The following is a 23,680-nucleotide window of genomic DNA, read 5'->3' on the forward strand; positions in this document are numbered from 1 at the left end:
GTCACTTCATCATGGCTTGAAATCGGCGGCACCTCCATGAAGTTGTTGGTCGGCGTGATAGGACGAGCGCACCAATGGCCCGGACGCGACGTTCTTGAAGCCCATGCGCGCGCCTTCCTCGGCGAACCAGGCAAACACGTCCGGGTGCACGAAACGCTGGACCGGCAAGTGGCTGCGCGACGGTTGCAGGTATTGGCCGAGGGTGAGCATGTCGACATCGTGCTCGCGCAGGCGCTGCATGACGTCGATCACTTCTTCGTCGGTTTCTCCCAGGCCCAGCATCAGCCCGGATTTGGTGGGGACCTGTGGTACCCGCTGCTTGAAGTTTTGCAGCAGATCCAGCGACCACTCGAAATCCGAGCCGGGTCGTGCGGCCTTGTACAGGCGCGGAACGGTTTCCAGGTTGTGGTTGAACACATCGGGCGGCTCAAGGGCGGTGATCGCCAAGGCGACGTCCATCCGTCCGCGATAGTCCGGCACCAGGGTTTCCAGTTGAATGCCCGGCGATAGCTTGCGGATTTCGCGCAGGCAGTCGACGAAGTGTTGGGCGCCGCCATCGCGCAAGTCGTCGCGGTCCACCGAGGTGATCACCACGTATTTGAGGCGCAGTTCGGCGATGGCCACGGCGAGGTTGGTCGGCTCATCCACATCCAGCGGCTTCGGGCGCCCGTGGCCGACATCGCAGAACGGGCAGCGACGGGTGCAGATGTCACCCATGATCATGAATGTCGCAGTCCCCCCGGAAAAACACTCGCCCAGGTTCGGGCACGAGGCTTCTTCGCAGACGCTGTGCAGCTTGTGTTTGCGCAGCAATTGCTTGATCCGGTCGACCTCGGGGGAGGCCGGCATGCGTACCCGGATCCAGTCGGGTTTGCGCGGGAGGTCCTCGGTGGGGATGATTTTCACTGGAATCCGCGCGACTTTTTCCGCGCCGCGCAGTTTTGTGCCGACTTGCACTGTGTTCATAGATGCTCCCAAGGTATGTCAGACAAGAACCGGAACTGTGGGAGCGAGCCTGCTCGCGAAGATGGTGGAACATCCAGCACAGATGTCGACTGACACTCCGCCTTCGCGAGCAGGCTCGCTCCCACAGGTTTTTCACAGGGGTTTGTGTTGTGTGATCAGTCGCGGTACACCGGGAAGTCCGCACACAGAGCGGCAGCCTGGCGGGCGACCTGGGCCTCGACATCGGCATCGCCGAGGTGATCGAGGATGTCGCAGATCCAGCCTGCCAGCTCGATGCTCTGTGCTTCCTTGAAACCACGGCTGGTGATCGCCGGCGTACCGATGCGCAGGCCTGAGGTCACGAACGGCGACTGCGGATCGTTGGGCACCGCGTTCTTGTTCACGGTGATGCCGGCACGGCCCAGGGCGGCGTCAGCGTCCTTGCCGGTCAGGCCCTGGCGGATCAGGCTGACCAGGAACAGGTGGTTGTCGGTACCACCGGACACCACGTCATAGCCCCGTTCGATAAACACCTGCGCCATCGCCTGGGCGTTGCGGATCACTTGTGCCTGGTAAGTCTTGAACGCCGGCTCCAGCGCTTCCTTGAAGCACACGGCCTTGGCGGCGATCACATGCATCAGCGGACCGCCCTGGCCACCGGGGAATACGGCGGCGTTGAGTTTTTTCTCAAGCTCCGGATTGGCCCTGGCCAGGATCAGGCCACCGCGCGGACCGCGCAGGGTCTTGTGGGTCGTGGTGGTGACCACGTCGGCGTAAGGCAGCGGGTTCGGGTACAGACCGGTGGCCACCAGCCCGGCGACGTGGGCCATGTCGACGAACAGCCAGGCACCGACCTTGTCGGCGATCTCACGGAAACGCGGAAAATCCAGGGTCTTGGAGTAAGCGGAGAATCCGGCGATGATCATTTTCGGCTGGTGCTCGACGGCCAGGCGTTCGACTTCGTCGTAGTCGATCAACCCTGTCGCGGTGTCGATGCCGTATTGCACGGCGTTGTAGAGCTTGCCGGAAAAACTCACCTTGGCCCCGTGGGTCAGGTGACCGCCATGGGCCAGGCTCATGCCCAGCACGGTGTCGCCAGCCTGCAGCAACGCCAGGTACACGGCCGCGTTGGCCTGGCTGCCGGAGTGCGGCTGGACGTTGGCGTAGTCGGCGCCGAACAATTGTTTTGCGCGGTCGATGGCCAGTTGCTCGACCACGTCGACATACTCGCAACCGCCGTAATAGCGCTTGCCCGGATAGCCTTCGGCGTACTTGTTGGTCAGGCCGCTGCCTTGCGCTTCCATGACCCGTTGGCTGGTGTAATTCTCCGAAGCGATCAGCTCGATGTGGTGCTCCTGCCGCGCATCCTCGGCATTTATCGCCGCCAGCAGTTCGTCGTCGTAGCCTTTGATCTGGTCCTGCTTGCTGAACATGGTGAAAGTCCTCTGTTGTTCTCGAAATGGGGGGCACCTGTAGGAGCTGACGAGTGCAACGAGGCTGCGATCTTTTGATTTTTTAAAGCCAGATCAAAAGATCGCAGCCTGCGGCAGCTCCTACGGGGGTTATGCGTAGTCTTCGATGGATGGGCACGCGCAGATCAGGTTGCGATCGCCGAACACGTTGTCGACACGGCCGACCGGCGGCCAGTACTTGCCTTCGATCAGCGAGGCAACCGGATAAACCGCCTGCTCACGGCTGTAAGGATGCGACCACTCGCCGACCAACTCCGCCGCGGTGTGCGGGGCGTTTTTCAGTGGGTTGTCGTCCTTGTCCAGGGTGCCGTTTTCCACCGCGCGGATTTCTTCGCGGATGCGGATCATGGCGTCGCAGAAGCGGTCCAGTTCTTCCTTGGATTCGCTTTCGGTCGGCTCGATCATCAGGGTGCCGGCCACCGGGAAGGACATGGTCGGGGCATGGAAGCCGAAGTCGATCAGGCGCTTGGCCACGTCGTCGACGCTGATGCCGCTGCTGTCTTTCAGCGGGCGCAGGTCGAGGATGCATTCGTGCGCCACCAGGCCGTTGCTGCCGGTGTACAGCACCGGGTAGTGCTCTTCCAGGCGACGGGAAATGTAGTTGGCGTTGAGGATCGCCAGCTGCGACGCGCGCTTGAGGCCGGCGCCGCCCATCATGCGGATGTACATCCAGGTGATCGGCAAAATGCTCGCGCTGCCGAACGGTGCGGCGCAGACTGCGCCTTCCTTGCGGGCCATGTGTGCGTGGCCCGGCAGGAACGGCGCCAGGTGCGACTTGACGCCGATCGGGCCGACGCCCGGGCCGCCACCGCCGTGGGGGATGCAGAAGGTCTTGTGCAGGTTCAGGTGCGACACGTCGCCGCCGAACTTGCCCGGGGCGCAGAGGCCGACCATGGCGTTCATGTTGGCGCCGTCGATGTACACCTGGCCGCCGTGCTCGTGGATGATGCCGCAGATTTCGCGGATGCCTTCCTCGAACACGCCGTGGGTCGACGGGTAGGTGATCATCAGCGCGGCGAGGTGCTCGCGGTGCTCGATGGCCTTGGCGCGCAGGTCTTCGATGTCGACGTTGCCGCGGGCGTCGCAGGCGGTGACCACCACGCGCATGCCGGCCATCTGTGCGGTGGCCGGGTTGGTGCCGTGGGCCGAGGACGGGATCAGGCAGATGTCGCGACGGTCTTCGCCACGGCTCTGGTGGTAGGCGCGGATGGCCAGCAGGCCGGCATATTCACCTTGCGAACCGGCGTTCGGCTGCAGCGAGATCGAGTCGTAGCCGGTGGCGGCGCAGAGCATCGCTTCCAGTTCATCGGTCAGCTGCTGGTAGCCGGCGCTTTGTTCGGCCGGGGCGAACGGGTGCAGGGCGCCGAATTCGGCCCAGGTCACCGGGATCATTTCGCTGGCGGCGTTGAGTTTCATGGTGCACGAGCCCAGCGGGATCATGGTGCGGTCCAGCGCCAGGTCCTTGTCCGCCAGCTTGCGCAGGTAGCGCATCAGCTCGGTTTCCGAGTGGTAGCGGTTGAACACCGGGTGGCTGAGGATCGGCGACTGGCGCAGCAGCGCGGCCGGGAGGGTCGCTTGCGTGGCGGCGGCGAGGGCGGCGAAGTCCGGCAGGCTCTGGCCCGCGGCGAACAGCGCCCACAGGGTTTCGACGTCAGCCTGGGTGCTGGTTTCATCCAGGGACAGGCCCAGACGTTCAGCGTCGACCACGCGCAGGTTGATCTGCTGGGCGCGGGCCCGCTCGTGCAGTTTCGCGGTGTCAGCGCCGGTCTTGATGGACAGGGTGTCGAAGAAGCTGTCCTGCTCAACCTTCAGGCCCAGAGCGTTCAAGCCCTTGGCCAGGATCGCGGTCAACTGGTGCACACGCTGGGCGATCTGCGTCAGGCCCTGCGGACCGTGGTACACGGCGTACATGCTGGCGATGTTGGCCAGCAGCACCTGGGCGGTGCAGATGTTGGACGTGGCCTTCTCGCGGCGGATGTGCTGCTCGCGGGTCTGCATCGCCAGGCGCAGGGCCGGCTTGCCGAAACGGTCCACCGAGACGCCGACCAGACGGCCCGGCATGTTGCGCTTGAACGCATCCTTGGTGGAGAAGTACGCCGCGTGCGGGCCACCGAAGCCCAGCGGCACGCCGAAGCGTTGCGCGCTGCCGATGGCCACGTCGGCACCGAATTCGCCCGGCGGGGTCAGCAGGGTCAGGGCCAGCAGGTCGGCGGCCACGGCCACCAGGGCGTTGGCGGCGTGCAGGCGCTCGGTCAGTTCGCGGTAGTCGAACACGTCACCGTTGCTCGCCGGGTACTGCAGCAGGGCCCCGAAGAACGGCGACACGTCGCTCAGTTCGCGCTCGTCACCGACCACCACCTCGATGCCCAGCGGCTCGGCACGGGTGCGCAGCACGTCAAGGGTCTGCGGGTGGCAATGCACGGAGGCGAAGAACTGGTGGCTGCCCTTGTTCTTGCTCAGGCGCTTGCAGAAGGTCATGGCTTCGGCGGCGGCGGTGGCTTCGTCGAGCAGGGAGGCGTTGGCGATCGGCAGGCCGGTGAGGTCGCTGATCAGGGTCTGGAAGTTCAGCAGGGCTTCAAGGCGACCCTGGGAAATCTCCGGCTGGTAGGGGGTATAGGCGGTGTACCAGGCCGGGTTTTCCAGGAGGTTGCGCAGGATCGGCGACGGCGTGTGGGTGCCGTAGTAGCCCTGGCCGATGAAGGTCTTGAACAGTTGGTTCTTGCCGGCGATGCCTTTGATCATCGCCAGGGCGTCGGCTTCGCTCAGGCCGTCTTCCAGGCCGAGCACGCTGGTGCCCTTGATGCTGTCGGGAATGACGCTGGCGCTCAGGGCTTCGAGGGAGTCGAAGCCGAGGGTGTTGAGCATGGCCTGCTCGTCACCGGCGCGGGGGCCGATGTGGCGGGCGATGAATTCGTCATGTGTGTCGAGGAGGGCGGTCATGGGCAGTCCTCAGGCGTCGATCTGGTCTTGGATCAGGCGGTCGTAGGCGGCCTGATCCAGCAGTTGGCCGAGCGCGGCAGCGTCAGCGGGCTGGAAACGGAAGAACCAGCCTTCGCCCAGCGGGTCTTCGTTGACCAGCTCCGGGTTGCTGTCCAGTTCCGAATTCACGTGCAGCACCTCACCGTCCAACGGCATGCCGATGCTGCTGGCGGCTTTCACCGATTCCACGACCGACACTTCGGCTCCGGCGTCGAAGCTGCCCAACTCAGGCACCTGAACGAATACCACATCCCCCAATGCCTGTTGGGCAAACGCCGTGATGCCAACGGTGACAGTGCCGTCAGCTTCGGTGCGCAGCCATTCGTGTTCGACGGTAAAACGCAATTCGCTCATATCAACTCCTCATTGTTCAGACTCATCCGCTGCAGGTGGCGGAGGCGATGGGCAGGCTCGGGTGTGGGTAGCGAGCTTGGCTGGAGGAGAGATAGCAAGGGTGGTGCCAAGGTTGATTAGTTGTTTTAAATCAATGGCTTAGTGATTTATTGGGCAAATTGATGCGCGGTTGCCGTATTGAAATCAAGACAGGCATGGGAAGCGAAGGGACCGATGTCCGGCGTAGACAGGTTGAAAGGGTTTTGTCTTGGTTTCGATACGCTGTATCGATTTGCAAACAACTCTTTGTAGGAGCTGCCGAAGGCTGCGATCTTTTGATTTTGATCTTCGGCGGCTCAGGAAAAGATCAACATCAAAAGATCGCAGCCTGCGGCAGCTCCTACGGGGCGGGGTCGAATTTACGACTTGTTGGGTATGCCGTACTTGCGCAGGCGGATGGCAATCGCGCTATGGGAGGTTTGCAGGCGTGCCGCGAGCAAGCGGCTGGACGGATAGCTTTGGTAAAGCTGCTCCAGCAAATTCCTTTCAAACCCCTCGACAGCCTCCTCAAGACTCCCCACCTCGCCATCGTTCCGGCGCTCCACAGCGGTGCGCGCAATGTCCAGGTCGTCAATGTCCACCAACGGGTTCTCGCAGATCGCCGCCGCGCGAAAGATCACGTTTTGCAGTTGCCGCACATTACCCGGCCAGCGGTTTCCAAGCAGGGCGGGAAAGGTGCTGGGCGCCAGGCGACAGACCGGGCGCTGGATCTGCGCGCAAGCCTGCTGCATGAAGTGCTGGGCCATCAACAGGATGTCGTGGCCACGTTCGCGCAGTGGCGGCACCTGCAGGTTGAGGACATTGAGGCGGTAGAACAGGTCTTCGCGAAAGTGCCCTTCGGCGACCATTTTTTCCAGGTCGCGGTGGGTCGCGCTGAGGATCCGCACATTGACCTTGACCTCGCGATCGCCCCCGACCCGGCGGAAGCAGCCATCACTCAAAAAACGCAGCAGCTTGGCTTGCAGGTACGGCGACATCTCGCCGACTTCGTCGAGAAATACCGTGCCCTGGTCAGCCAGTTCCAGCAGCCCGAGCTTGCCACCCCGTTGTGCCCCGGTGAACGCTCCGGGGGCGTAGCCGAACAGTTCGCTTTCGGCCAGGCTCTCGGGCAGCGCCGCGCAATTGAGGGCCAGGAACGGCTTGTCACGGCGACCGCTGATTGCGTGACAGGCGCGGGCCACCAGTTCCTTGCCGGTGCCGGTTTCTCCCTGGATCAACAGCGGTGCGTCGAGGGCCGCCACCCGTTGCGCGCGGGCCTTGAGCGAGCGGATCGGCGGCGACTCGCCGAGCAGCGCATCGAAACCTTCGGCGTGATCATGGTGTAGCGCCGAGAGGCGTTCACCAATGCGATTCGGCTGATAGAGGGTGAGCAGGGCGCCAGCGTCGGTAATCGGCATGGCGTCGAGCAGCAACGTGTGGCCACCAAGACTGACCTCGTGCATGGGCAGGCGGAAATGCTGGGCGATCAAGGTGCGTTGCAAATCGGCATCGTCGAACAGCGCGCTCAGAGATTCACCGGCCGGTTCGCGACCGCACAGGGCGATCAATGCCGGGTTGGCCAGCAGCACGTGCCCACGATCATCGACCGCCAGCACCGGGTCGGAACTGGCGGCCAGCAAGGCGTCCAGTTGCAGGCGCCGACGTTGCCCCGGAAGGATGTCGACCAGGGTCACCGCCTGCACACCGCGCACGCCGAACAGTGCCTCGCGCAACTCTTCCAGTACTTCGGCGCCGAGGGTCGGGGCGTCGATGTAGACGTTCGGCGGCACCATCTCCACGGCGTCCAGATTGAAGCTGCGCCCGCCGAGCAGGGCCAGCACTTCCTGGGTGATGCCGACGCGGTCGATGAAGGTGACGTGGATGCGCATGACAGGCCTGCAAGATGGGCGAACGAAAATCAGTATGCCGGGGCGAATTCGAGTTTGGCGAGCGTCACGTCATCCATTGGCCGTTTTGCGGGTGCTGGCCGCCAGGTCCTCGAGAAACGCCTGCAGGATCGGCGGCGGTGCCACACCGCGCCGGGTGATCACGTCGAACGGTGATTTCAGCCGCAGGCTCGCCGGGCCCAGTTGATGCATTTCGCCTGACTTGAGCCACTGGGCGGCGAAGTGCTCGGGCAGAAAACCCATGTAGGCGCCGGAGATGATCAGGATCGCCGAGGCTTCGATATTGTCCACGGTGGCCGCCGCCTTGCTCACGCCCAAGTGTTCCAGGTCGTATTGCTGCATGTAGCCGCGTACGACGATGCGACCCGCGCCGATTTCTTCGAGCAACTCGGCACCTTCGGCCGTGCTCCCATACAGCGGGTGCCGGCGCCCGCAATACAAGCCCAGCGCTTCCTGATACAGCGGCGATTGCAGCAGGCCCGGTACATGGATCGGAAAATGCCCGATGGCCAGGTGCAGGCGACCGTCGAGCACCCGTTCTTCCAGTTCTGCCGGAGTGCCGACGTACACGTTCAGGTGTACGTCATGCCCGCGCGACACGAAGCGCTGGGTGGTGCGCGGGATCGGCGAATCGGGGTCGGTGATGGTGGTGTCGATGATCCCCAGGTTGAGCTTGCCGCTGATGTGCTGCTTGAGTACGTCGGCGTCCATGCAGAAATTTTCCACCGCCGACAGCAGGCGCTGGGTGGCTTCATGGATCGCCACGCCTTGCTCGGTCAGGCGAAAGCCGCTGCGCCCGCGCTGGCAGAGCTTGACCCCAAGGCGGGTTTCCAAATGGGTCATCTGTTCGCTGATGGTCGACTGCCCGGCGTTCAACGCCGCCTGGGCGGCGGAGAAACCGCCGCAGCGGACAATCGTGGCAAATACCCTGAGCAGTTTCAGGTCGACATCGTGCAGTTGGATCATCGGGAACCTCCGGCATGGGGATGCATCGGGAATGCCGATATGAGTATCTGATGTTTAGCATTTTTTCCACGAAAACCTGCGCTCATAGTCTTTCCAACGGCGGTCGCCTTGCAGTTCCGCCAAGCCGATAACAAGAAGTGGAGAGGCTAGAAATGTCGAACAACGGTTATGAATCCGGTCGTCTGAACCTGCCATTCGTGGGTCATTGCACCTTTGGCAAATCCCCGGTGTGCACCGATTGGGATGCGCTGGATGCCGACGTCGCGGTGCTTGGCGTGCCCAACGACATGGGCACCCAGTGGCGCTCCGGCGCACGCTTCGGACCACGCGGGATTCGTGAAGCATCGACGCTGTTTTCCTTCGGCCACGCCGGGGCCTACGATCACGAAGATGACGTGATGTACCTCACCGCATCGGACGTGCGCATGGTCGACGTCGGTGATGCCGACATCGTCCACACCGACATGGCCACCAGTAACAAGAACACCGAATACGCGGTGCGCAAGATCCTCGATGCCGGTGTGATGCCGGTGGTGCTGGGCGGCGATCACTCGGTGCACGCACCGGTCATCAAGGCCTTCGAAGGGCGCGGCCCGATCCACATCATCCACTTCGATGCACACCTGGACTTCGTCGACGAGCGCCACGGCGTGCGTTACGGCCACGGCAACCCGCTGCGCCGCGCCTCGGAAATGAACCACATTGTCGGCATGACCCAAATGGGCATCCGCAACGTCTCGTCGTCCAACCGCGACGACTACGAAGCGGCTCACGAGGCCGGTTCGAAGATCCTCTCGGTGCGCGATGTGCGTCGCCTTGGCGTCGAAGGTGTACTGGCGCTGATCCCGCAGAACATCAACTACTACATCACCATCGACATCGACGGTTTCGACCCGTCCATCGCCCCCGGCACAGGCACCCCGAGCCACGGCGGCTTCCTCTACTACGAAGTGCTGGAAATCATCCAGGCCCTGGCCAAGCGCAGCAAAGGCAACATCGTTGGCATGGACCTGGTGGAGGTGGCACCGGTGTACGACCCGACCGGCATGACCTCGATCCTCGCTGCGCAGCTGCTGCTGAACAGCATCGGCTTCATCTTCCACGAGCGGGGCTTGGTGCGAGCCGCCGCCGAAAGCGAATCGCTGGCTTAAGAGCTGGCCAGCCTGAATATCGAAACCACGAAGACCCGGCAGGAACTGACTGCCGGGCAGAGAGAATAAAAATGGACACGATCGTCAAAAGTTACCTGCAGAAGTTTGGTGTCAGCGAAGCCACCCAGACCTTCCTTAGCAAAGCGCAGAAGATGTTCATAGGCGGTACCTGGGTCGACGCCAGCGACGGCCAGACGTCCGAAGTCATCGAGCCCTCGACCGAAGGCCTGATCACCCGCATTCCCATGGGCACCACTGAAGACCTGGACCGCGCCGTGCAAGCAGCCCGCGCGCAGTTCGATGGGGGTGAATGGAGCCAGGCAAAACCGGCGCAACGCGAACGCCTGATCCAGCGCCTGGCGGATTTGATCGAACAGAACGCCGACGAGCTGGCGCAAATCGAATCGATCGACATGGGCAAGTCGGTAGCCTTCGCCAAGGACGTCGATATCCAGGGCACTGTCGAAACCCTGCGCTATTTCGCCGGTTGGGCCACCAAGCTCCACGGGCGCACCGTCGAGCCTTCGCTGCCGGGTAATTACCTGGCCTATACCCGCAAGGAAGCGGTAGGGGTGGTCGGCGCCATCGTGCCGTGGAACTTCCCGCTGCAAACCATGGCCTGGAAACTCGGCGCGGCGCTGGCCACCGGTTGCACCGTGGTGGTCAAGCCCGCTGAGCTGACCTCGCTGTCGGCCCTGCGTTTCGCGGAACTGGTGCAGGAAGCGGGCATTCCGGACGGCGTGATCAACATTGTCACTGGTCGCGGCAGCGTGGTCGGCGCGGCCATGACCACCCACCCCGGCATCGACAAATTGACCTTCACCGGTTCCACCCCGGTGGGCCTTACCGTTGGCCGCGCGGCGCTGGACGACATGAAGCGGCTGACCCTCGAACTCGGTGGAAAGTCGCCAGTCATCGTGTTTGCCGATGCCGACATTCCGGCCGCGGCACAAGCGGTCGCCAATGGCGTATTTTTCAACTCCGGGCAGGTATGCGATGCCGGTACGCGGGCTTATATTCATAGCAGCGTCCATGACGAATTCCTGCGTGAGCTGATCGCCTATACACGCACCCTGAAAATGGCCCCGGGCCTGGACCCGGACTGCTTCATCGGCCCACTGGTGTCGGCCCTGCAAAAGCAGCGCGTTACCGAGTACATCGAGACCGGCAAGGCCGAAGGCGCCGAACTGGTGTACGGCGGCCAACCGGTCGACGGTCCGGGGTTCTTCGTCGAGCCGACCATCTTCGCCAATTGCCGCAACGACATGCGCATCGTCCAGGAAGAGATCTTCGGTCCGGTGCTGGTGACAGCAAAGTTCGATGATGATGAAGAGGCCCTGGCCCTGGCCAATGACTCAGCTTTTGGCTTGGCGGCTGCCCTGTACTCCAACGACCTGGGCAAGGTGCATCGCCTGATACCACGCCTCAAGGCCGGCTCGGTCTACGTCAACGCCCACGGCACCCTCGACCCGTCGATGCCGTTCGGTGGCTACAAGCAGTCCGGGTTCGGCAAGGACCTGGGCGCCGAGCAGCTCGATTACTTGCTCGAAACCAAGGCGGTGTGGATCACCTTGCCGTGAGTCATGGCTGACTCTTGAACGACACAAACCCTGTGGGAGCGAGCCTGCTCGCGAAGAGGCTGGCATATCCAGCATCAATGTCGCCTGAAACATCGCCTTCGCGAGCAGGCTCGCTCCCACAGGTTCCCCAGCAGGGATGTCGTTCACCCAAAAGAACGCGGTTATCTCGTCATGATCTTCCAACAATAAGAGTCCATCATGAACACTAACGCCAAGTCCGCCACGAGTGTCTCCTCCCTCGACGACAAATCCGTCGTCGAGGGGCATTCGATTGACTTCATCCCCGAGAACGAGCGCACCGACAAACTGTCGAGCCAGGGCCCGTTCTGGTTCCTCGGCAATTTCACCTTCTTCACCATGACCATCGGCTTCGTCGGCCCAAGCGTCGGCCTGACCGCGCTCTGGACCACACTCGCCGGCACCCTGGGCATCATGTTTGGCACGCTGTTCATGGCGTTTCACGGTTCGCAAGGCCCGCACCTCGGCTTGCCACAGATGATCCAGTCCCGCGCGCAGTTCGGTTACCGTGGGGTGATCCTGGTGCTGCTGGCGACGCTGTTCGTGTTCGCCGGGTTCAACATCGTCAACCTGGTGCTGATGATGCAGGGCCTGCACACGCTGTTCGGTTTCAGCCCCGCGGTGATCGCGGTGGCGGTGACCCTCCCGGCGGCGGTGTTGGCGATCCTCGGCCATGACTGGATGCACCGCAGCTTCAAATGGGCGTTGTGCCTGTCGCTGCCGCTGTACGGCCTGGTGACCCTGGCGGTGTTGATGGGCTGGGTACCGGACGCCGTGTTGCCGGCGCTGGCCGAGGGCGAAGCGGCCCCCGCACCGCTGGGCTTCAACTGGACCGGTTTCATCGCGCAGTTCGCGGCCGCGGCGAGTTACAACATCGCCTATGCCCCCTACGTGTCGGACTACTCGCGTTACCTGCCAAAGAACACCTCCAGCGGCAAGCTGATCGCCGTGGTGTTTCTCGGCGCTTCGTTGTCCGGAGCGTGGATGATTTCCGTCGGTGGCTGGCTGGCCGATCACCTGCACTCCACCGATGTGCTGGTGGCCCTGGGTCAAGTCGGCAACACCGTGTCGCCACTGATGGGCACCGCGGTCGTGGTGGTGACCATCCTGGCGTTCCTGCCGGTGATCGCGATGAACATCTACAGCGCCAAGCTGACTACCCTGACCTGTGTCGATTCGATCAGGCACATCGAGCCGACCCGCAAGGCGCGGATCCTCGCCATCGCGTTCGTGATCCTGCTGCAACTGGGCGTGGCCCTGAGCATCCAGAGTTCCGGCAAAGGCCTGTCGGTGCTCGGCATCTACCTGGTGGTGATGCTGTACTTCCTGGTGCCCTGGACCTCGGTCAACCTCACGGACTATTTCTTCGTGCGCAAGGGCCGCTACGCCATCCCGCACTTCTTCATGCCCCACGGCAACATCTACGGCAACTGGGGCCTGCGTGGCATCGCCGCCTATGCCATCGGCTTTATCTCGATGATTCCGTTCTTCTACATCTACGACGGCGTCGAACAACGCGAAGTGTATGTCGGCCCGCTGGCCAAGGCCCTGGGCAGCATCGACATCGCCTGGCTGGTGGGGCTGATCGTCTCGGGCCTGGCGTACTACTGGCTGAGCCGTTCGATCGACCTTGCGCGCGAAGAGGCCGTTATCCAGCAGGTCGAAATAACCTCCCCGCAATACACCACTGGCGACACGCTGACCCATAAACAGCAACCACGGCCGGTATTCACTCAAACGACGGTCGGGAGATAGCCATGACCACGCAAAGAATGACCACGCAAAAATACGACTACATCATCATTGGCGCAGGCTCGGCAGGTTGTGTGTTGGCCAACCGCCTGAGCGAAGACCCGGCCACCTCGGTGCTGGTCCTGGAATTCGGTGGCAGCGACAAGAGCGTGGTGATTCAGATGCCCAGTGCGTTCTCGATCCCGATGAACACCAAGAAGTACAACTGGCGCTACGAAACCGAGCCGGAAACCTACCTTAACGGCCGGCGCATTCATTGCCCGCGGGGCAAGGTGCTGGGGGGGTCGTCGTCGATCAATGGCCTGGTGTACATTCGCGGCCACGCCCTGGATTTCGACGAATGGGAATCCCTCGGCGCCCAGGGCTGGGGCTACAAGAATTGCCTGCCGTACTTCAAGCGCGCCGAAAGCTACGAGTCCGGTGGCGACAGCTATCGCGGGCAGACCGGACCACTGCACACCAGCAACGGCAATCACATGAAAAATCCGTTGTACGGGGCCTGGGTCGAAGCCGGCGCGGAGGCGGGCTACATCAAGACCGAAGATTGCAACGGCTACATGCAGGAAGGTTTCGGTGCGATGCACATGACCGTGAAAAATGGCGTGCGCTGCTCCACGGCCAACGCCTACTTGCGTCCGGCCATGGGCCGTCCGAACCTGACGGTGATCACCCATGCGATGACGCGCCAGGTCATCCTCGAAGGCAAGCGTGCAGTCGGGGTGATGTATGACCACGGAGGTCAGACCCACCAGGTTTATTGCAACCGCGAAGTCCTGATCTCGTCCGGGCCGATCGGTTCGCCGCACCTGCTGCAACGCTCCGGCATCGGCCCGGCCGAGGTCCTGCGCAAGGCCGGGATCGGCGTGCGCCATGACCTGCCGGGGGTAGGGGAGAACCTGCAGGATCACGCCGAGGTGTACATCCAGTTCGGCTGCAAGGAACCGGTGACGCTCAACAGCAAGATGGACCCGCTGAGCAAATTGATGATCGGTTTGCGCTGGCTGCTGTTCAAGGACGGCCTGGGCGCCACCAACCACTTCGAGGCCGGTGGTTTCATTCGCTCCGAGAAGGGCCTGCGCTGGCCGGACATCCAGTTCCACTTCCTGCCGGCAGCGATGCGCTACGACGGCAACAAGCCGATCAAGGGCCACGGTTTCATGGTGCTCACAGGGCCAAACAAACCGAAAAGCCGTGGCTATGTGCGCGTGCGGTCGGCCGATCCGTACGAACACCCGGAGATTCGCTTCAACTACCTGGAGCGCGAAGAGGACCGCGAAGGCTTCCGCCGCTGCATCCGCCTGACCCGGGAGATCATCGGCCAGAAAGCCATGGACCGTTTCCGCGACGGCGAAATCGCTCCCGGAGCGCTGGTGACCAGCGATGAAGACCTCGACGCCTTTGTCCGTGACAACCTCGAAAGCACTTACCACCCCTGTGGTTCGTGCCGCATGGGCGAGGACGACATGGCGGTAGTGGATTCCGAGCTGCGGGTGCATGGCATCAAGGGCTTGCGGGTCATCGACTCTTCGGTGTTCCCGACCGAACCGAACGGCAACCTCAATGCGCCGACCATCATGCTCGCCGAACGGGCTTCGGACCTGGTTCGCGGGGTGAAGATGTTGCCAGCGTCGGATGTGCCGGTGGGGCTGGTAGAGAATTGGGAAAACAGCCAGCGCACGACCTTGCCAGGACGTAACGTGCGCGTTTAAGCAAATCCTGTGTGGGAGCGAGCCTGCTCGCGAAAGCGATGGACCAGTCAACATCAATGTTGAATGTCATGGCCCCTTCGCGAGCAGGCTCGCTCCCACAGGAAAAATTCGATTGCCATTGCTAGGCTCAAACTCCCAAGACCGCAATGGAGCACCCTCATGGCTATCCTGGCCCTGCGCGCCGACGCTTCCCACATCGACACGATCGCGCCGTTATTCGACGCTTATCGTGGCTTCTACGGCCAGCCGTCGAACCTGCCCCAGTCCCGCAACTTCATTGCCGAACGCATTGCCCGCGACGAGTCGGTGATCTTCTTCGCCGAGGACACCGACGGCCAGGCGCTGGGTTTCGTGCAGATGTTCCCAACCTTTTCCTCCATCGACGCGCACCGCACCTGGCTGCTCGGCGACCTGTTCACCACGCCCGCCGCCCGGGGCAAAGGCGTTGGTACGCTGCTGATGAATACCGCCCGCGACTTTGCGCGGTTGATGGGAGCCAAGGGCATGACCCTGGAAACCGCAACTGACAACTACGGTGCCCAGCGTCTGTACGAGTCATTGGGTTATGTGCGCGATCCCGGTTACTACACCTATTGCCTGGACTTGAAACAAGGTTAGGTTCAAAAAGCGGCAGCCTCGACGAGGCTGCCGCTCTGGAGGCAGGTTTTCATCTGCGTGGTGATTGCCATGTTGGCAGGCACCATCGTCCAGGTGCGCTCGAGCGTTGATCGTTATTGCTGGTTTGCTCGAACATCAAGGTTAATTGCGCCGCGCCGTGCGCCTCGCGACGCCGGCAACGCTGACGGGCGTAAGAGGACGCCCGACCACCGCCTCGGCGTGAGGAACGACGCTGTGCACGCCGGGGATCGACAAGGTCTCTCCAAGCTCCAGCGCACACATCAGTACGAATGCCGCCAGAAGGAAGCCGAAGGATTTCATCAATAGGTTCATTGGGCTTTTCCTCGAACAAAGTTGCTGGGCAAGTCCTCGGCGTTGGGCAGGTCTTTGAGTTCGATTTTCTCGGCATTGGTCGAATTGTTAAACGTGAAATCATCAACCGCGACGGCATCGCCACTTTTAAAGTCGCTTAGCTGGATGCTGTATTGGGGACTACCGGCAATTGTTTTGGAAGTGATGACATAACGGCAAGGGTAGGGGCGATCGCCTTGGGCGATCCATATTTGCCAGTCAACGTCTTTCTTCCTGAAAGCCAGGTGATCGCATTCGGTCCCCCCGATAACGCCACTTCCAAGATCCTTGATGTTGGTCACGCCTGACATCAATTGATCCTGGGGATTGGACATCAACAGATCTGCACCGGGCAGTGGCCTGTTGTATTTGTCGCGCAGCGTATCGAGAAGCTGGTCAACCGTGCCCGGGATTTCGACCTGCGTGTAGATGTTTTTGCCTTTGCCGATCAAGGTCAGCGTCTTGCCATCAAACAGCATCTCAAGGTCGGCAAAGCCACTGGTGCGTGTACCGCGCAGCTTGTCAGGCCGGGTGATGGCAACGGTGCCGGAACCTGCCAGTGCAAGTCGTTGCTTATCTTTAGTAACGACATCCAGAATCGTGTCGTAGCTAAACGATATATTTTTTTGCGCTGACATATAGTCGGACATGTTCTTGAGCAGTGTTTTGGCATATGCCTCATCGGCCAATGCCGCTGTTGATGTACTCAAGCCGATAATCAGTGCGAGGCTCGCTCCAGCGAAGCGGTTTATAGAAGTGTCGAGAAACTTTTGGGCGATCTTTTCCATGAGAGGTCACCGCTATAAGAATGCCGGGTTGGCAGTGCGGACTTGTAAAGTTAGTCCCATCATCAGCAGTTTGCCGTCTATTGGCCGACCATTCATCTGACATTCAAACCCGCCATTACACTCTGGGTTTGGCAATGAAAAATGCCGCCCGGTCAGGCGGCATGTTTATTGATTCCAATGCGCTGTGAACCCATCAGGCCGTTTGCTGTTTCTGCTCGCCGAACACCGGACGAAAGAAGGAGCGCTCATAGCTGAGGATGCAGCGCGTTTCTTCTGCGTACTTGAAGGCGGCGATGCATTCCGCGTCCTTCATAGACTGTTGGCGATACGTTTCGTAGGCCGCAAGGCTAGGGAAGGTGAACATGGCCAGGGCAACGTTGTTGGCCCCCTCGGACGGCAGGAAGTAGCCGTGATGCTGGCCGCCGAACTTCTCCACCAGTGGAATCCACAGTTTGCCGTAGTGTTCGAATGCATCGAGCTTGTAGGGGTCCAGCACATATTTCAGGTAGCAGGTGACCATCGGTTTTTTCTCTCTGACAGGTTAGCTATGTTCGGTGGTTGAATCGTCCGGCAGGTCGGGCAGAAGCCGCGCCGCCACGTCTGCGACAGCCTCGCCGCAGGTATCGCGCTTGAGCCATTCGGCCGGCGGCCAGCCCACCACGTTGAGGAAGGTTCGAGAGAGCGAGGCTTGCGAACTGTAGCCGACTGTCGCGGCGATGACTTTGATCTGCACACCATCGCGCAATAGATCCTGGGCCAGTTTCATTCGCCAGGCGGTGACGTAGCCCATCGGCGAAATGTCCATGATCCGGGTAAAACAGGCGGCAAATTTTGACCGCGACATATTCGCAAGGCTGGCCATTTTCTCTACGGTCCAGGGCGCCTCGGGCTCCTGGTGAATGCGCTTGAACACTGTCCCGAGGCGCCCATCCTGAAGGGCGTACAGCAAACCGCTGGATATCTTGCCCTCGCTGACCGAGCGGCGCACCAGGAGCACGAACAGGTATTCGAGCAGCAGGTTCAGGGCTTTGGTTCGGCCGGGGGCCTTGTCCTGAAATTCATTGATCAGGGTGCCGAGCAGGGGCGTGAGGTTTTCCAGTTGGCGAAAGGCAAACACCAGGGTTTCCTTGAGCCCGAGCGGGAAGGGTTGCAGGGAATTGCGTCCGAACTGGAACGAAGCGCAGATCAATTCGGCGCCCTCGACCGAGCTTGAGCGCAATTGATAACGGCAGCTGCTGGGGCAAAACAGCACACTGGGCTCGTTGATCGAGATCGTTGGCAGCCCCGGTTGCACCATGTGGATACCGCCACGACGGATCACATGGATGAACGCCATGCCCGGCGGCTTGTCGAGCACCAGTGTGCCCACCATGGGGCCGGAAAAGAACAGCCGACCCTGCAGTTGTGTGCGCTCGAAGAATTCGGAAAGGATATCCATGTTGGAGACGCCTGGGTAAAGACGCTGTACGCCCTGGCAAAAGAGGAACAGGGCGCGACCGTAGGATGACGTTCTCGCCGATGGTAAACAACACCCCTGCCGGGTGCCATGGCGCAGCGCGATTTTTCCATCCTTGAGCGGAGTCAACTGTCATGAGCAACGATTCGATTCGCACCACCGCCCCGTATGCCGACCCGACAGAGCCTGCGCTGCCGGACCCGGGCATGCAGCTCGACCTGGCCCGCGCAGCACTGGTGGTCATCGACCCGCAGATCGACTTCCTCAGCCCCGAAGGTGTGAGCTGGGGTGTATTCGGCAAGAGTGTCGTCGAGCACGATGTGGTCAATCACCTCGGGCAGTTGTTTGCCGCTGCCAAAGAAGCAGGCATCACCGTCGCTGTTTCCCCGCACTATTACTACCCGTGCGATCACGACTGGCATTTCGGCGGGCCGCTGGAAAAGGTCATGCACAGCATCTGCATGTTCGATCGGCAGGGGCCGCTGAGCCTCGACGGTTTCGAAAACTCCGGTGCCGACTTCATGCCCGGGTTCAAGCCGTACATCCTCGACGGCAAGACCATTATCGCTTCGCCGCATAAAGTGTACGGCCCTGAAACCAATGACTTGGCGTTGCAACTGCGCAAGCACGGTGTTTCGCAAATCATACTGGCGGGGATGGCGGCGAACCTCTGTGTCGAGTCGCACCTGCGTGAGTTGCTGGAGCAGGGCTTTGAAGTGGCGGTGGTCCGCGACGCCACCGCCGGCCCGAGCACGCCTGAGGGCGATGGCTACCTGGCTGCGCTGATCAACTATCGCTACATCGCCAATGCCTTGTGGACCACGGCGCAGACGCTGGACTACCTCAAGACCTGATCGCCCTGATACTAGGGGGGAGACGGCTGTACCCGATTTACTGTAGGAGCGAGCATGCTCCGGGCGGCGTTCCGACGATGGTCGTCAACGATGACGCGGGGAGCCTGGCACCCCGCGGTGCCCTCAGGTTTTTCGCGAGCATGCTCGCTCCTACAGGTTCCAAAAAACCTATCGTGGACCGACCTCCCGTGCCGCTCGTGCACATTCGATGAAAGCCTTGAGCGTTGCCGGCACATGCCGTCGGCTTGGGTAGTACAGATGCAGGCCGGGGTAGTAGGGACACCAGTCGCCCAACACCTGGATCAGGCTGCCGTCGGCAATCTGCGCCTTGACCATGTCTTCGAAGATGTAGGCCAGGCCGACGCCCTGCAACGCCGGGCCGACCATCAGGCTGACGTCGCCCAGGGTCAGTGGGCCGTCTATCTCGATTTCCTGGGCGATTGCACCCCGTTCGAACTCCCAGCGATACATAGCGCCACTGGGGAAACGATGGCGGATGCACGGCAGGCCATGCAAATCCTCGGGTTTTTGCGGAACGGGATGCCTGCGGAAAAACTCCGCCGAGCCCACGACCACCGAGCGCATGTGGCTGCCAATCGGCAGGGAGACCATGTCCGCCTCCAACCGGACGCCAAAGCGGACGCCGGCGTCAAAGCCCTGCGCCACCACATCGACCAGCGCGTCGTCCGTCACGATCTCCAGTTTCACGTCTGGGCAGGCTTCGAGGAACCTGGCCGCCAGCGGCAGCAGCACCAGTTCGGCGGCCTGGCGACCAGCGTTGATTCTCAGGTTGCCCGAGGGTTTATCGCGAAAATTGTTCAGGTCCTCCAGGGCATCGTCGATATCGCGAAATGCGGGCTTCAATCGCGCGAACAGGCGCTCACCGGCTTCGGTCAGGCCGACGCTGCGGGTGGTGCGGTTAAATAGCCGCACGCCGAGCCGGTTCTCCAGGGTCCGCACCGCATGGCTCAGCGCAGACGGCGTCAGCCCCAGTTCCACCGCCGCCCGGCTGAAGTTCAAGTGGTGGGCCACGCTCAGGAAGGTCGAGAGGTCTGACGCGGACGGCCCTTTCATATGTGAATACCTTTCACAAAGTCATGCAAAATTACTGGGATTATCACATCAGTAGTGCAGTTTTAAAGTGGCGTCAACTCATCAGGAAGGCCCGGCAATAACGCTCGGGTCGCTGACAGGAGGAGTTGAAATGCGCACTTGGTTCATTACTGGGGCTTCCCGTGGTTTTGGTACTCTCATCGCAGAACGTGCTCTGCATGCCGGCGACGCGGTCATCGCCACGGCCCGTAAACCTGAAGAAATCACCGCCAAACTGGGCGATCACCCAAACCTGCTGGCCGTGCGCCTGGACGTGACCCGCGAGGAGCAAGCGCATCAGGCCGTCGCAGAAGGCATCAAGCGTTTCGGCCGCATCGATGTGCTGATCAACAATGCCGGGTTCGGCGTGCTGGGCGCGGTGGAAGAAACCAGCGCCAGCGAGACCGAGCGTCTGTTCGCCACCAACGTCTTCGGCGTGCTCAACGTGACCCGGGCGGTACTGCCGCACATGCGTCGCCAGCGCAGCGGACATGTGATCAACATTTCTTCCATCGGCGGCTACCACGCCTACATGGGCTGGGGTGTCTACGGTTCCACCAAGTTTGCGGTAGAAGGTATTACCGAAGCGCTACACCAGGAACTGGCGCCGCTAGGGATACATGCCACGGTGGTCGAGCCGGGCTTCTTCCGCACCGACTTCCTCGACGAGCAATCGCTGGTGAAGACCGCGCTGGAACTGTCGGACTACGATGAAACCGTCGGCGCCATGCGCAAGCATGCCGAAGCCGCCAACCATGCCCAGCCGGGCGATCCGGTGAAGTTCGCCGACGCCATGCTGGCCCTGGTCAATGCACCGAAGCCGCCACAACGGCTGGCACTGGGCAGCGATACCATCGCGCGCATCGAAGCGAAAAACCGCTTTGTCGCCCAGGAATTGGCGCAATGGAACGAGCTGGCACTGTCCACCGATTTCAAGGACTGACTACACGCGCAACAAAAAATCCGGACCCATTCACAGGACTCCGGATTTTTTTGTGCATGAGATTTACCCTTGTAGGAGCGAGCATGCTCGCGAGAAACCCACGGGCGCCGCTGGGCATCTGGTTCTACGCGTTATCGTTCACGACCATCGTCGGAACGCCGCCCGGAACATGCTCGCTCCTACAGGAGATCAGCGGCATTCCATGCAGAAATAGGGCATGACGTCGGAGCTGGCATCGTAGCCATTGCTGCCATCGGCGTAATGATTGTGCCGCAGGCGGTCGGAGCCACCTTCTGCCACCCTTGTCCCGCGCATCGAGTTGTATCCGCCTGCGGCAACGTTGTTTTGCTTCAGTCGATCGGAACCGTCCGATGCCAGTTGCCGCTCGCGCAGGCGATCGGCGCCACCTTCGGCGACCTGATTTTGCTTGAGCTGCCGTTCTCTCAGGCGATCGGCGCCACCTTCAGCCACCTGATTCTGCTTGAGACGCTGCGCACCATCGGCAGCCAGTTGTGGTTCCTTGGTGCGGTCTGCACCCCCCTCGGCAGCGTTATGCACGGCCGTGTGGGCGCCGGACGTTCCGGCTCCCGCTTCGACGGCCTGTGCGTTGGCGGTGAGTAAAGCGAGGGCTGAAAGGAGGGCAAGTCCTGATGCAAGGCGGGGGGTGTTCATCATGTTCACCTAATGAGTCACGGGATTGTTCAAGCAACAAGTGGGCAGGCAGGAATGCCGGCTATTGCAGCCCTGACATTCGATGCCTGCATCTTAATTGCCTGAAAAACCCCGTCACTCATGCATAGGTTGTCCAGATCAACATCCAGGTATTAGCCAGTCATACGCGAGTATGCCGGGCGATGATCAATCGGCAGGCAACACTGGCGGCTTACCCTGGTCCTTCAATAGAAAGACGACAAACTTCGCCGGCTTGTCGTTGCTGGCATTGCGGCCCACCGTGTGTATGTCGTTGGGTCCTTCATGGAAGCTTTGTCCGGGCTTCAACGTGACTTCCTTGCCACCCTTGACCCCCATGACGATCGAGCCTTCGAGCACATAGATGAAGCCGTGGGCGTCGTGTCGATGAACCGGGTCGGCACCGCCCGGCGGGTATTCGACGGTGAGCATCAGCACTTCCTTGCCGGGGTAATCGGGCAGCGCCGTGACCGACACTTCCTTGACATCCGGGTGCGGCGCGTCGGCGGCCAGGACCCGGGCTGGCAGGGTGGACAGTGCAAGCAGGGCGAGGAGAACGTGGGTTCGCATGGGACTCTCCTGAATGTGTACGCGGTTTGCCTTATTAGACGCCAGCGCTCTTGAGCCATTGATCGAAGTGAATCTTGCCGAGGATGGGATTGGCGCCAGGGGTCAGTGACTGGTCGTTGATGATCGCGCCGTAATATCCGGCGTTGTCGTCGGTAATCACTTCACGCTGATCCTTGGTGTGTTGCAGGTAGGTTTTTGCGAACGACACCAGAGGTTGTTTGTCAGGGCCAGCCACTTCCTCGATTTTGCCGGTGGGCGCCGCCACGGCAATTTTGGCCAGTGCCGCGGCGACATCGGCCGAGGCGATCGGCTGCAGGGCGGCCGATGTCAGGCGAATGGTGTCGCCTTGTGCGCCTGATTGTGCAATGGCGCCGATGAACTCGAAGAACTGCGTAGCGCGCAGGATCGAGTAAGGCACACCGGCTTTCTTGATGATCTCTTCCTGGGCCATCTTGGCGCGAAAGTAGCCGCTTTCGAGCATCCGTTCCGTGCCCACTACCGAAAGCGCGACGTGATGCTTGACCCCTTCGGCCTTCTCGGCGGCGGCAAGATTGCGCCCGGATTTTTCGAAGAATTCCAGCACGGCGGCATCTTCGAACGAAGGTGAGTTGGCGACGTCGACCACCACGTCAGCGCCCTGCAGGGCTGCCTGCAAGCCTTCCCCGGTGACGGCGTTGACGCCGGTACTCGGCGTGGCGGGCACCACATCATGGCCACCTTCGCGCAACAGTTTGCACAGTTGTGCCCCGATCAAGCCGGTACCGCCGATGACAACAATTTTCATGATTGAGTCTCCGTAAGTTGGTGTGGGGGTGGCGGCTGTACATGCCACTCACGTTGTGAGTAGCTAGTCTAGGCGGGCAAAAGCGCAGCGAGGCTTGGCGGGATGGACGGCACGCTTGGGCCTTGTACATGCGAAAAGCTTCGGCCATGGGCCCTGGTCATGCTCAAATGGCGGCCATTTTTTTTTCGCTGCAGGCGGGAGCTGGAAATGAACAAAGCGGCCGTGATGACCCTCGTCCTGACCCTCGGTACAGGCCTGTTCGCCACGCAAGCGAACGCGCAGGGCGATGCCGAGGCGGGCGGTAAACTGTTCAAGCGGGTGTGTGGTGGCTGCCATCAGATCGGCGAGTCGGCGCGGGCGTTTTTTGGTCCGCAACTCAACGGTGTTGTCGGACGGGTTGCCGGCAGCACCACGGACTATCAGTACTCCGATGCGATGAAATCGTCGGGCATTGTCTGGACGCGGGAAAAACTGGCGGCGTACATCGAGGACCCGAAAGCCGTGGTGTCGGGCACACGGATGATTTTCTGGGGGATCAGCGATCGAGAGAAGATCGATGATTTGCTGGCTTACATCCAGACCTTCCCGGCACCCTGAAAACTGGCAGATGTACCTCGACCTGTAGGAGCTGCCGCAGGCTGCGATCTTTTGATCTTGCTTTGGCCCTGGAAAAATCAAAAGAT

General features: G+C 61.4%; 22 protein-coding genes. 8 read left to right on the plus strand and 14 right to left on the minus strand.

Annotation, left to right across the window (positions count from 1 at the left end):
• Positions 1 to 9: 9 nt before the first annotated feature.
• The 6 genes from lipA to AC3WWR_RS13725 all read right to left on the minus strand — a co-directional run bounded on the left by lipA (position 10) and on the right by AC3WWR_RS13725 (position 8,641).
• Positions 10 to 966: a lipoyl synthase gene (gene lipA / locus AC3WWR_RS13700; protein WP_020799576.1), complete on the minus strand. Its 957-nt coding sequence runs from the start codon at positions 964 to 966 to the stop codon at positions 10 to 12.
• Positions 967 to 1,121: 155 nt separating this feature from the next.
• On the minus strand, positions 1,122 to 2,378 hold the full coding sequence (gene glyA / locus AC3WWR_RS13705; protein WP_033045713.1) for a serine hydroxymethyltransferase: 1,257 nt from the start codon (positions 2,376 to 2,378) through the stop codon (positions 1,122 to 1,124).
• Positions 2,379 to 2,507: 129 nt separating this feature from the next.
• The gene (gene gcvP, locus AC3WWR_RS13710; protein ID WP_492598794.1) at positions 2,508 to 5,357 is read right to left on the minus strand and encodes an aminomethyl-transferring glycine dehydrogenase; all 2,850 of its coding nucleotides are present in this window, start codon (positions 5,355 to 5,357) and stop codon (positions 2,508 to 2,510) included.
• Between the two features lie 9 nt (positions 5,358 to 5,366).
• A complete protein-coding gene (gcvH, locus tag AC3WWR_RS13715; protein ID WP_020796885.1) occupies positions 5,367 to 5,750 on the minus strand; it encodes a glycine cleavage system protein GcvH in 384 nt (127 codons plus the stop codon).
• A gap of 398 nt (positions 5,751 to 6,148) precedes the next feature.
• On the minus strand, positions 6,149 to 7,657 hold the full coding sequence (gcsR, locus tag AC3WWR_RS13720; RefSeq protein ID WP_151142734.1) for a transcriptional regulator GcsR: 1,509 nt from the start codon (positions 7,655 to 7,657) through the stop codon (positions 6,149 to 6,151).
• A 69-nt stretch (positions 7,658 to 7,726) separates the two neighbouring features.
• Positions 7,727 to 8,641 (minus strand): LysR family transcriptional regulator, encoded by a 915-nt coding sequence (locus tag AC3WWR_RS13725; protein WP_020796887.1) that lies wholly within the window; start codon positions 8,639 to 8,641, stop codon positions 7,727 to 7,729.
• Positions 8,642 to 8,793: 152 nt separating this feature from the next.
• Here AC3WWR_RS13725 and speB point away from each other — a divergent pair, with 152 nt between their 5' ends.
• From speB to AC3WWR_RS13750, 5 genes are all read left to right on the plus strand, one after another.
• Positions 8,794 to 9,792 (plus strand): agmatinase, encoded by a 999-nt coding sequence (gene speB, locus AC3WWR_RS13730; RefSeq protein ID WP_020796888.1) that lies wholly within the window; start codon positions 8,794 to 8,796, stop codon positions 9,790 to 9,792.
• Positions 9,793 to 9,863: 71 nt separating this feature from the next.
• A complete protein-coding gene (locus AC3WWR_RS13735) occupies positions 9,864 to 11,372 on the plus strand; it encodes an aldehyde dehydrogenase family protein (RefSeq protein ID WP_492598795.1) in 1,509 nt (502 codons plus the stop codon).
• A 198-nt stretch (positions 11,373 to 11,570) separates the two neighbouring features.
• A complete protein-coding gene (locus AC3WWR_RS13740) occupies positions 11,571 to 13,145 on the plus strand; it encodes a purine-cytosine permease family protein (protein WP_020796890.1) in 1,575 nt (524 codons plus the stop codon).
• 17 nt (positions 13,146 to 13,162) lie between these two features.
• Positions 13,163 to 14,851: a choline dehydrogenase gene (betA, locus tag AC3WWR_RS13745; RefSeq protein ID WP_492598800.1), complete on the plus strand. Its 1,689-nt coding sequence runs from the start codon at positions 13,163 to 13,165 to the stop codon at positions 14,849 to 14,851.
• Positions 14,852 to 15,010: 159 nt separating this feature from the next.
• The gene (locus tag AC3WWR_RS13750; RefSeq protein WP_033045361.1) at positions 15,011 to 15,469 is read left to right on the plus strand and encodes a GNAT family N-acetyltransferase; all 459 of its coding nucleotides are present in this window, start codon (positions 15,011 to 15,013) and stop codon (positions 15,467 to 15,469) included.
• Between the two features lie 141 nt (positions 15,470 to 15,610).
• Here AC3WWR_RS13750 and AC3WWR_RS13755 read toward each other — a convergent pair whose 3' ends face one another.
• The 4 genes from AC3WWR_RS13755 to AC3WWR_RS13770 all read right to left on the minus strand — a co-directional run bounded on the left by AC3WWR_RS13755 (position 15,611) and on the right by AC3WWR_RS13770 (position 18,046).
• Positions 15,611 to 15,802 carry a hypothetical protein gene (locus AC3WWR_RS13755; RefSeq protein ID WP_020796894.1) on the minus strand — a complete coding sequence of 64 codons (192 nt, stop codon included), beginning with the start codon at positions 15,800 to 15,802 and terminating at the stop codon, positions 15,611 to 15,613.
• Entirely contained in the window at positions 15,799 to 16,608 is an 810-nt protein-coding gene (locus AC3WWR_RS13760; RefSeq protein ID WP_033045360.1) for a DUF2092 domain-containing protein, read from the minus strand. Before AC3WWR_RS13760 ends, AC3WWR_RS13755 begins: the two co-directional genes overlap by 4 nt.
• Before the next feature lie 193 nt (positions 16,609 to 16,801).
• Complete coding sequence (locus AC3WWR_RS13765) at positions 16,802 to 17,128, minus strand: NIPSNAP family protein (RefSeq protein ID WP_020796896.1); 327 nt, start codon at positions 17,126 to 17,128, stop codon at positions 16,802 to 16,804.
• A 21-nt stretch (positions 17,129 to 17,149) separates the two neighbouring features.
• Entirely contained in the window at positions 17,150 to 18,046 is an 897-nt protein-coding gene (locus AC3WWR_RS13770; RefSeq protein WP_083349369.1) for an AraC family transcriptional regulator, read from the minus strand.
• A gap of 152 nt (positions 18,047 to 18,198) precedes the next feature.
• Between AC3WWR_RS13770 and AC3WWR_RS13775 the strand changes: the two genes are divergently transcribed.
• Positions 18,199 to 18,918 carry a cysteine hydrolase family protein gene (locus AC3WWR_RS13775; RefSeq protein WP_033042620.1) on the plus strand — a complete coding sequence of 240 codons (720 nt, stop codon included), beginning with the start codon at positions 18,199 to 18,201 and terminating at the stop codon, positions 18,916 to 18,918.
• A gap of 168 nt (positions 18,919 to 19,086) precedes the next feature.
• Here the strand turns inward: AC3WWR_RS13775 and AC3WWR_RS13780 are convergent, their stop codons facing one another.
• On the minus strand, positions 19,087 to 19,992 hold the full coding sequence (locus tag AC3WWR_RS13780; RefSeq protein ID WP_492598796.1) for a LysR family transcriptional regulator: 906 nt from the start codon (positions 19,990 to 19,992) through the stop codon (positions 19,087 to 19,089).
• A gap of 130 nt (positions 19,993 to 20,122) precedes the next feature.
• Between AC3WWR_RS13780 and AC3WWR_RS13785 the strand changes: the two genes are divergently transcribed.
• A complete protein-coding gene (locus AC3WWR_RS13785) occupies positions 20,123 to 20,953 on the plus strand; it encodes an oxidoreductase (protein WP_020796900.1) in 831 nt (276 codons plus the stop codon).
• 189 nt (positions 20,954 to 21,142) lie between these two features.
• Here AC3WWR_RS13785 and AC3WWR_RS13790 read toward each other — a convergent pair whose 3' ends face one another.
• The 3 genes from AC3WWR_RS13790 to AC3WWR_RS13800 form a co-directional block, all read right to left on the minus strand.
• Positions 21,143 to 21,625, minus strand: a complete 483-nt coding sequence (locus tag AC3WWR_RS13790; RefSeq protein ID WP_492598797.1) for a hypothetical protein — start codon at positions 21,623 to 21,625, stop codon at positions 21,143 to 21,145.
• A gap of 186 nt (positions 21,626 to 21,811) precedes the next feature.
• On the minus strand, positions 21,812 to 22,213 hold the full coding sequence (locus AC3WWR_RS13795; RefSeq protein WP_492598798.1) for a cupin domain-containing protein: 402 nt from the start codon (positions 22,211 to 22,213) through the stop codon (positions 21,812 to 21,814).
• 34 nt (positions 22,214 to 22,247) lie between these two features.
• Complete coding sequence (locus AC3WWR_RS13800; protein ID WP_492598799.1) at positions 22,248 to 22,997, minus strand: SDR family oxidoreductase; 750 nt, start codon at positions 22,995 to 22,997, stop codon at positions 22,248 to 22,250.
• A gap of 207 nt (positions 22,998 to 23,204) precedes the next feature.
• On the opposite strand from AC3WWR_RS13800, the gene AC3WWR_RS13805 reads away from it, so the two are divergent.
• The gene (locus AC3WWR_RS13805) at positions 23,205 to 23,594 is read left to right on the plus strand and encodes a c-type cytochrome (protein WP_020796904.1); all 390 of its coding nucleotides are present in this window, start codon (positions 23,205 to 23,207) and stop codon (positions 23,592 to 23,594) included.
• Positions 23,595 to 23,680: the final 86 nt, after the last annotated feature.

The organism is Pseudomonas sp. EB271-G4-1, assembly GCF_058791355.1.